The organism is Desulfobacteraceae bacterium (assembly GCA_022340425.1).
Taxonomy (GTDB): domain Bacteria; phylum Desulfobacterota; class Desulfobacteria; order Desulfobacterales; family JAABRJ01; genus JAABRJ01.
Map to the genome: position 1 here is coordinate 1 of JAJDNY010000196.1, position 9401 is coordinate 9401.

Sequence of the window (9401 nt, forward strand, 5' to 3'; positions counted from 1 at the left end):
CCCCCTGGGATTTCAGCGGCCGGATGAAATCCTGGCCGAACTCCTCGTTTTCGAGCATCTTTTTACCGACCTTCTTGATGATCTTGCGGATCTGATCGATGTCGGCGTCGTAGGGAAAGTCCAGGTTGAATTTGACGATGATCCCGCCACGCATGAAGTTGGTGATCGCCCCGAGTTCACTGTGGGGCACGATCATCAACATGCCGCGGTGATGCCGCAGCATGACGTTGCGCAGGGTGATGGTCTCCACCGTGCCGGAGACCGCCCCGGCGGTGATGTACTCGCCCACCCGGAAGGCGTCGTCCATGAGGTAGAAAAACCCGGAAAAGACATCGGCCACCAGTTTCTGGGCCCCGAAGCCGATGGCCAGGCCGATGACGCCGGCACCGGCCAACAGAGGCCCGATATTGACGCCCATGGAGGAGAGGATCGTCATGGTGACCATGACCACCAGGACCGTGCCGACAAACTTGCGGATCATCGGCAGCAGGGTGAAGGCGCGGCTGCGGGTAGCCGCCCCGCCCCACTCCTCCTCCTCCTTGTCCTCCTCCTGGTCCTCGGGGGTGGATTCCCGGATTTTGCGCTCGATCCAGGAGCTGATGAACTGCCACAAGAACAGGGCCAGGGTCAGAATGATCAGGGCGTCCAGCAGCACGCCGGCGAGACTGGAGACCAGCGGGATGGTGATGTGCCAGAGGTGGGCCAGCCAGACGGCCAGGGCGGCGACCACAACCACGCGCGCCAGGCGGCTGATTTTGTGATACAGCTCCCGGCCTTTGCGGCGCTGTTCGAGGACCTCGGGGGTCGGCTCGGCCTTGTCGGCATAGGTCTCCTGGTGGATTTTGAGGGTGCTCAGGGTGTTTTTGACCACCCACCCGGCCAGGCGGTCCGCCACCATCCAGATGGGGACCACGAAGAAGCTCAGAATGAAGGCCCCGCTTTTTTTGACGTCGGGGTCCGCCAGGTCTTGGATCAGCAGAAACCAGAGTAGAAAGAGGTAGACCACTGCCAGGATATGCCAGACGGCGGCAAACTGCTTGCGCACCCAGGGCATGTTCTGATCACTACCTGCGGCCGACGCGATGAGCTGGTCCCGCACCCTGCGCCGGGAGACGACGACGGCGACGGCGCTGGCGGCAAGCAACAGCGTCGCGAAAAACACCTGCAGCAGCAAGACCGAGTCGCGCCCTGCCCCAAGCCGCAGAAACAACACGCCGGCCATCAGAGCGGCCACGATGTAGCCGCCGGCGCCCACCAGCAGGCGATGGGCCGCAACGGCGACACGGCTGTCCATGGGCATGATCCGGAAGGCCGGGGCAGTTGGAGAGAAAAGGATGCGCGAGAGGATCGCCAGCAGCCTGATGACCGCCACGGTGACCAGCATCGCCAAGAAAAACAGCCGGGTATTGGGCGAATCGTTCCAGATGAACACCATCGTCATAAAATAGGCGGCGGCGCAAAAGAAAACCAGTCCCAGGAGGTCGGGAAGGCTCCGTACCAGGCCGGCAAGCAGCCTGTCCGCGTTTCCCAGCTGCGGCGCGTTCTGCTCCTGGAAAGCCGTGAGGTAGGTGCGGATGAAAAACGATCTGAAAAGGACTTCCGCGACCAGGGCGAGGCCGATGAAAAAAAGCGCCCAGAAAAGGTTGCGCACGGCGCAGTAGGCGGCCTCCTCGGGGCAGAGGGTGCCCAGCGCCCGATGCAAGTCGGGCAGCACGCGGGGAATCTGCGACCACAGGTAAGTGAAATGGGTCTTGTTGGTCTCGTGCTCGCTGTGGAGCGCCCGCAGAAGGGACGACAGAAAGGCGGCCGGGCCCGTCAGGGCTTGCGGATCGGGTGCCGCTGCGCCCGCCGCGTCCTTTTGCAGCTCGGCGATCAGCATCCGCCGGACCTGCTCGTCGGTGAGGCCGGCGAGGATTTTTTCAACTTCAACCGTCGGTTCCCCGGCGGCAGGGGTGGACGTGTCAGCGCCGTCGATGCCCTGCCCGGCGGCATGCGACCTGCCGACCAAAAGCGTCCCGGCGGCGCAGGCCAGCAACAACCAGCAAACCGGGATCGCCGCCATTTTCAAGCTCAGCCGCATATGTCCTCCACATCTTGATAAACCGGTGAATCTGCTTACCACCCGATTTAGCTTTAAAAGGAAAAGTATAGTAATTATGTCACACTGCAAAGGCAACTTCAATTTTGGATGTCCACAATGCTCCAACAACAACCCCCTAACAAATCGGACTTATAGTGTTTTCGATGAGAAGGGTTGTTTCTGAAAAATTGCCCGTATTTCCAAATGATTAATGCAACACAGAGTTAGCTTGATGGATAACCGAGGATTCACCGGCCCGCACACCGGCTCTTGCAACCCGCCGCCCGTGAAGAATTGCCTTCCGTTGACACCCATTCCTCATCCTGGCATACTCCGCCCGCACAAAAATCCAGTTTCAGCCAGAGCCCGAAACGCCGGCCGATTTACCACGCTCACCGCCCGGGGGCCGGTGCGTTTCTGGTAGTTCACAGATAAGACCTGGACCTGCGGTCGCCAGGCGACCGTGACAGCCTGCAGGGAGGTGTTTGACTTATGGGACTGTTTGGCATTCTACTCGGGTTGGGGGTTCTGATCTGGCTGTCGTTTCGGGGCTGGAGCATTCTGGTGCTGGCACCGGCGGCGGCGCTGATCGCCGCGCTGGCCGCCGGGGAGCCGCTGCTCGCGCACTGGACCCAAACCTTCATGGGCTCGGCGAGCGGGTTCCTGGCCCAGTTCTTCCCGCTCTTTCTGCTGGGCGCCGTCTTCGGCAAGCTCATGGACGACAGCGGGTCGGTGGCGACCATCGCCCGGTTCATGACCGAACGGCTCGGTGCGCGCCGCGCCATGCTGGCGGTGGTGCTCGCAGGCGCCCTGGTGACCTACGGCGGTGTGAGCCTGTTCGTCGCCTTCTTCGTTATCGGGCCGATGGCCCAGGCCCTGTTTCGCGCGGCCGATATCCCCAGCCGCCTGATGCCGGCCGCCATCGCCCTGGGCACCTCGACCTTCACCATGTCGGCCTTGCCGGGCACGCCAGCGATCCAGAACGCGATCCCCATGCCGTTTTTCGGTACCACCCCCTTCGCCGCCCCCGGATTGGGCATCATCGCGGCTCTCATCATGCTGGGCTTCGGCCTGTGGTGGCTGGCGCGCGCCGAGGCCGCCGCCCGCCGCGCCGACGAGGGCTTCGGCGAGACCGCCGTAGACCCCGATGCCGCCGCCGAGGACCCGCTGGTGCGCGAACGCGCGACCACCGCCGCAGCCTTCGACCCGGTGGAGGTCCATCGCGGCCAGCACAGCCCCCAGGGCCCCACGGTCCTGGTGGCCGTCCTGCCCCTGGTAGTGGTGATCCTCGTCAACCTCACCATGTCCATGCTGGTGCTGCCGCGCATGGACACGGGCTTCCTGGCCGAGGCGCGCTGGGGCGGAATCCCGCTTTCGGCGGTGAGCGGGGTCTGGTCGGTGATCGTGGCCCTGGTCTCGGCCATCCTCGTCCTGGTGGCCTTCAACTACCGGCGCCTGCCGGCGCTGCGCGACACGGTCGACGCCGGGGCCAACGCCTCGGCCCTGCCAGTCCTGAGCGTGGCCAGCCTGGTGGGCTTCGGGGCCGTGGTGGCCGCCATGCCGGCATTTGAAGTGGTGCGCAATTGGGTGCTGGGGATCGAGGGCGGGCCGCTGGTGTCGCTGGCGGTGTCCACCAACCTGCTGGCCGCCTTGACCGGCTCGGCCTCGGGCGGGATGACCATCGCCCTGGAGGCGCTGGGCAAAACCTTCATGCAGATCTCCGCCGAGACGGGCCTGGATCCCGCCCTGATGCACCGGGTGGCGGTGATCGGCTCGGGCACCCTGGACAGCTTGCCACACAACGGCGCGGTGGTCACCCTGCTGGCCGTCTGCGGCTGCACCCACCGCAAGAGCTATTTCGACATCGTGATGGTCGGGATCGTCGGCGCCCTGATCGCCCTGGTGGCCGTGATCGTCCTGGGCTCGATGTTCGGTTCGTTTTAGGCCGGCGACCCGATCAGCGCGGCACGATCTCCTGGACCACCCGCACCGCCGAACTCCGCGGCGCCACGGTTTTGCCCCGGGCCTCGATCTGGGCACGGGTAAAGGCCGCCCCCAGCAAAAGGATCAGCGCCGAGTAGTAAACCCAGAAGAGCACGATCACCACCGCACCCGCCGCCCCATAGGTCGAGGCCGTCGCCGTGTTGGCCAGATAGGCCGCGATGGCGTGGCGCCCGACGGCAAACATCAGCGCGGTGACGACCGCCCCGCCCATCACATCCCCCCAGGAGACGATGATATCCGGCAGCACCTTGAAGAGCGCGGCGATAAACAGCACCCCGATCAGCAGCGAGGCTAGCCAACGCCCCCCGCTCAGCAGCAGTTCGGTGGCCGGGGGCGAGGCGTCGATGAGGGGCGCGACGGCGCCCAGGGCGATGCCGAAGACGAAGTAGAGCAGCAGCCCCAGGCCGATCAAGAGCACGATCAACAGGGCCAGCAGCCGCGATTTGGCCATCCGCCAGAGGCCGCTGCGTTCCGGGTCGGGCCTGACGCCCCAGATGGTGTTCAGCGACCAGCGCAGCTCCGCAAATACCGTGGTGGCACCCACCAGGACGGCGCCGATGCCCAGCACGCTGGGCATCAGGCCGGTGGCTTCGATCCGCGACATGAGCACCAATTGCTCGATCGCCCGGGCCGCCTCGGCCCCCATGGTGTCCGCCAGCCGGGCGACGATCTCGCCCTGGGCGGCGCTTTCGCCCAGTACGACACCGATCACCGCCACGGCGATGATCAGGGTCGGGGCCAGGGAAAACAGGGTGAAAAAGGCCAGCGAACCGGCGTGACTGAAGGCGTCGTGATCCAGCCAGAGCTGCCCCGCACGGTACGCGATCCGGAACCAGCGTTTCCCAAGTCGCAGAAAATTGCCTTTCACCTGAACCGGGCCTCGGCTTGCGCCTGAATTTATCCGGGCTTCAGCTCCTGCCTGGGCCGCCGAAGTTTTTTTTGATGAACCAAACGATGGGGGTCAGAAGCCAGCGGGTCAGCAGTTTCAACAGGTTGCTGCGCCCAATGGGCCGCGCCAGAAAGGGGCTGACGCGGTAATAGCCCTGGATGAATTTCCGACCGCAAAAGCTTGGGGCGAGATGATCGTCCCGGAAGGTTTTCAGCAGCACGACTTCCCGGGCCAGGGGGGAGCCGTAGGCGGCGGTGGCGATGAAGCAGAACTTTCGCTTGGTTTCCCGGGCCGAGGCCTCTTCCGCAACCTCGCCGGCATCGGTTTCTTCAACCTGGGGCGGTGCCGGTGACGGCAAATTGATGGGCGCCACTGCGGCAAGCTCGACAAGATCCTCATCCACGGGGGGCGCGTCTAAGGGTTGCGCGCTTTCGTCATCCGGGAGGGGTTCGGCTGCGGTCTGATCCGGCCGGTCTTTCGAGAGGGCGTCCTCCTCGACGTCAGCGGCAGGCGGGGAGGCGGCCTGGGGTGCAGCCGAGTCCCCGGTCCGGGCCTGCTCGCCGGGTTTCTTGATGATGCTGAGATAGTGGCGGTAATAGCGTTGGCCCAACTCACGCTTGACCGCCTCCCGTTCATCGGGGTCGGTGAGATGGGCCAGGATGACCTCCAGCTGCTCGGTGGAATATCGGGTGTATTTGGGGTCGATGGGCGGAAACTCCTTATCCAATCTGGTTGACGCCCCGTTTCTCGGACAGGCCCATGAGGGCGTGCACCCTGTGCGGCGGCAGAGAGATCAACTCGATCTCTTCCAACGGCAGGGTGACGATTTCCAGGGTATCCAAGTTTTTGCGAACGGCCTCGGCCACCATCATGATGCCGAAAATTTTCATTATTTCAAAGAAATCCAGCTGGTTTTGAGCGTTGTCGCGGATAAGTTTCAAGGTGGGGATTTTATCCTTGAGGGAACCGACCTTGGACTGGACGCCATTGATGCCGGCGGTGTACTTGTCCCATTCCTCCTTGAACGATTCCAGCGATTTTTCGCGATCATTGAGGTTGGCGATGATCTGCTCTTTGATTTTGGGATCGACATCCGGGGACTCGGCATCGAGCTTCAATTTCTGCAGGGCTTGCATGGTGTCGGTTATCTTGCCGATCTCTTTTTGGGACAGCTGCAGGATATCGTCGATCCCCGCCAACTTGAAATTCTCCAGGAAATTGATCACGTAATTGGCCAGCTCGAAGATCAGCAGGATATTTCCCAACACGAACATCTTGCTTTTGTTGAAATCCCCTTGGGCGATGCACTCATCGAGTTCCGTGATGATGAATTTGTTGCAACGGGAAAAATTTTCCACGGTGAATTTTATCTTCTGAATGGATTTGTTGATGTCCTGGACGGAACCCACCAGGGAATTCACCCGCAACCGGTCATAGGCGTTCAATTCATATTTTTGCGTGTAGTCATCATAGGCTGCCACCCGATGTTTCTCCACGCGCTCGGCGACCTCATTGATAATACGGTCCAAATTGCGCTTCAACTCCGCCAAGGCGGCCAGTTCATCGGAGGAAAGCTTGGGGTTGTCCACAAGGCCCGGGCTCATGATGTCCTTGTTGCTGAAGGCGTATTTTTCCTGGATCTCTCTGACTTTCTTGGTGTAATCCTTCAAATAGGTCAGCACCGCCTGGTAGCCGGCGTTCTTTTCGATTTCGATCAACTCACCGCCCATGGGTCATCTCCTCTCCCATAAGATTTAATTATTTCTTCCAAGGGTCAAAAAGGCTTGGTTGGACCTCAGCCGATGCCAGGCTGTTGAATGGATATTTTCAAAGGGAAATAACATAGATCCGCACGGGATTCAATTTTTTCCCTGGGGAACGGACGTGAATATTTTCGAAGCCGCGCATCCCCGGGGCTGTTGCGCCCCGAAGCCCCCACCCCCTGCCCCCCGCCCCGGACTGAAAACTTTCAAGAAGTTCACGACACGGGCCGATAGAAGGCGATATCGCTCTTTCCCTTACTTTGGTCGCAAGTGAAAATACAGGTTCACTGCCTGTAGCAAAAAAAGCTTTCGAAATCCGAAAAAACTGCTATAGCTTTCGCACCCGTCACGCTATGCAATCTCAACCCGAGAGGTTGCCCGGGTTTTATAAAGCCTGAAAGGACGTAAGACCGCCGCACAGGATTTGCCGCATGCGCGCGCGTCGCCACCGGACACCCCAGAGGACCCCACTTTTAGGATGAGCACTTGCGACCGGTCACCCACACCGGGGATCAATTTCATGACGAACGGCGCCAGGCGAGGGCGTCGGACCGCTCCATGGAATTTTAGCCGTATGTCGTTTCACATTCTAAAACAAGGAGGATTCGGAATGGCAGGTCGTTTCATCAAACCGTTGGGATGGATGCTGGCCGTCGCCTTGGCGGCGCTGCTGGCGGCAGGCCCCGCCGCGGCCGGCGGGATCATCAACAAGCAGAACCAGAGCGCCGACTACCTGCGGACGCTCGGCCGCAACGCGGCGACCGACTACGCCGACATCGCGGTCTACAACCCGGCCGGCATCATGCAGATGGGGGACGGGCTTTACGGCAAGCTGGACGTGATGTACTTCGGCAAGGATTACTCAAACGACGTGCCGGGGTTCGGCACCCTGGACCAGGACGAGCCTTCCATCATCCCGGGCCTGTTCACGGTCTACAAACGGAACAGATGGGCCGGCTTCTTCGCCTTCACCATCCCGGCCGGCGGCGGGGAATTGAACTACAAGGACGGCAACGCCCGCACCATCCAACTGGCATCGGGAGTCGCCAATGCCTACAATGCGGGCTTGGCCGCGGGGGGTGCACCCTCCCTGTTTTTCTACGACCAGATCGACCCCGGCAAAATCGAGGTCAAGCAGAGCACCGTTTACGGCTTCACGGCAGGGGTCTCCTACGCCCTCAGCGACGCGTGGTCGGTGGCGGTCGGCGCCCGCCATTCCCGCGGGGTGCGCGAGTTTGACGGCAAGGCCTCCGTCAGCGCCAGCACCCCGCTGGTTTTGGGCGGCGTGCAGCGGAACCCGGGCCAGACGCTGAGCCTCAACCTCCAAGAGGAGGCCGACGGCTGGGCCGGCATCGTGGGGGTCAATTTCACCCCCAACGACAAGTTCAGCACCGCCCTGACCTTCATCTCCAACACCAAGATGGATTACAACATGGACGTCAACCGCGACACCGAGCTGCTCGACGGGTCGAGCTTGGCGGCGGGAATCGGGTTCCCCGACGGCTCCAACCGCCGGATCGACATCCCGGCCACGCTGGGCTTCGGCGCCTCCTACCGCTTTCTGCCGGAGCTCAAGGTTGACCTCAACTACACCTACTACTTCGAGAAATACGCCACCATCGACACCTACGACAACGAGGGCGACAGCTGGGACCTGGCGCTCTCGGCCGAATACACCTTCAGCCCCCAATGGAAGGCCAGCCTCGGGTACATGCGCACCGAGATCAAGGTCTCCGACAACCAGCAGATCAACGAACCGGAAGAACCGAAGCTGGATGCCAACTCCGTGGCCGGCGGCCTGGTGTGGACGCCGATCCCGGATTTGTCCTTCACTCTGGGCGGGCTCTACGCGATGTACGACGAAGTCAAGGACAACAACGGCATCGAGTACGACAAGACCGTCTGGAATGCCTCGTTCGGCGTTCAGTACCGCTTTTTTTGACAGTTCCGTAAAAAACCCAATTTCCGCGTTGCGCTGCATCTCGAAGTCGTTGCGGCGTACATAAGTACGCCTCACTCTTCGAGATTTGCGCGCCTTGAACTTGGGGTTTTTACTAAACTGTCTGATTCTTTACTTTTTACCGGTACATCTTTTTTAGGACCTAAATACGGGCGAAACCATCGTCCGCGATGGATGAGACAACGGCTTCCGGCGGCGTGCGCCGGAAGCCGTTTCGCATTTCGGCGTCCGCCAGGGCGCGACGCGCGGCTGAAAAAGCTACCGGACAGCGTCGGCCGCGCGATCCAGGATCTCCCAGATGCGCTCCAGCCAGTCGTGGTGTTCGGGTTTCATCAGGCAGGTGCGCAGACAGGTGACGTAGGGTTGGTTCAAGCGCACGTCTGGCCAGCGCGCCAGCAGCCGCCCGGCCGGGTAACGGAAGGTGGCCAGGTGCAGGTTTTTGCGGGCGGCAGCGGCAAAGAGAGCCGCAGTGCGCCCGGAGATTTCGGTGGCGCTGCCGCCGGCGGGCGCCCAGACGACGATGTCCAGCTCGGGCTTTAAAATCGCCCGGAAGCGCTTGTCTGCCTGGAGGCGCTCGTAGAGATCGAGGGCCGCGGCGCGCCCCCGGGAAAGACCGGCGGCGAACTCCCCGTCCGTCACCATCGGCAGCAGGCGCTGGGTGGCCCACAGGGCCACCGCCGAGGCCCCGGCGCGCGAACACTCCAG

Annotated in this window: 7 protein-coding genes; 2 read left to right on the forward strand and 5 right to left on the reverse strand. The window is 62.0% G+C overall.

Going from position 1 to position 9401, the window contains the following annotated elements; translation table 11 throughout:
* The coding region (locus LJE63_16985) for a mechanosensitive ion channel (GenBank protein ID MCG6908301.1) at nt 1-2080 on the reverse strand (2080 nt) is incomplete at its 3' end.
* A 492-nt stretch (nt 2081-2572) separates the two neighbouring features.
* Here LJE63_16985 and LJE63_16990 point away from each other — a divergent pair.
* Nucleotides 2573-4024 (forward strand): GntP family permease, encoded by a 1452-nt coding sequence (locus LJE63_16990; protein ID MCG6908302.1) that lies wholly within the window; start codon nt 2573-2575, stop codon nt 4022-4024.
* Between the two features lie 13 nt (nt 4025-4037).
* On the opposite strand, the gene LJE63_16995 is transcribed toward LJE63_16990, so the two are convergent.
* The 3 genes from LJE63_16995 to LJE63_17005 are packed head-to-tail and all read right to left on the reverse strand — an operon-like array spanning nt 4038 to nt 6703.
* Complete coding sequence (locus LJE63_16995) at nt 4038-4952, reverse strand: YihY/virulence factor BrkB family protein (GenBank protein MCG6908303.1); 915 nt, start codon at nt 4950-4952, stop codon at nt 4038-4040.
* Between the two features lie 40 nt (nt 4953-4992).
* A complete protein-coding gene (locus LJE63_17000; protein MCG6908304.1) occupies nt 4993-5700 on the reverse strand; it encodes a hypothetical protein in 708 nt (235 codons plus the stop codon).
* Nucleotides 5693-6703: a hypothetical protein gene (locus tag LJE63_17005; GenBank protein MCG6908305.1), complete on the reverse strand. Its 1011-nt coding sequence runs from the start codon at nt 6701-6703 to the stop codon at nt 5693-5695. The genes LJE63_17000 and LJE63_17005 overlap by 8 nt, the downstream gene beginning before the upstream one ends.
* Before the next feature lie 643 nt (nt 6704-7346).
* On the opposite strand from LJE63_17005, the gene LJE63_17010 reads away from it, so the two are divergent.
* A complete protein-coding gene (locus LJE63_17010; GenBank protein ID MCG6908306.1) occupies nt 7347-8678 on the forward strand; it encodes an outer membrane protein transport protein in 1332 nt (443 codons plus the stop codon).
* A 276-nt stretch (nt 8679-8954) separates the two neighbouring features.
* Here the strand turns inward: LJE63_17010 and LJE63_17015 are convergent.
* A partial coding sequence (locus LJE63_17015; GenBank protein ID MCG6908307.1) for an aspartate aminotransferase family protein occupies nt 8955-9401 on the reverse strand: 447 nt, incomplete at its 5' end.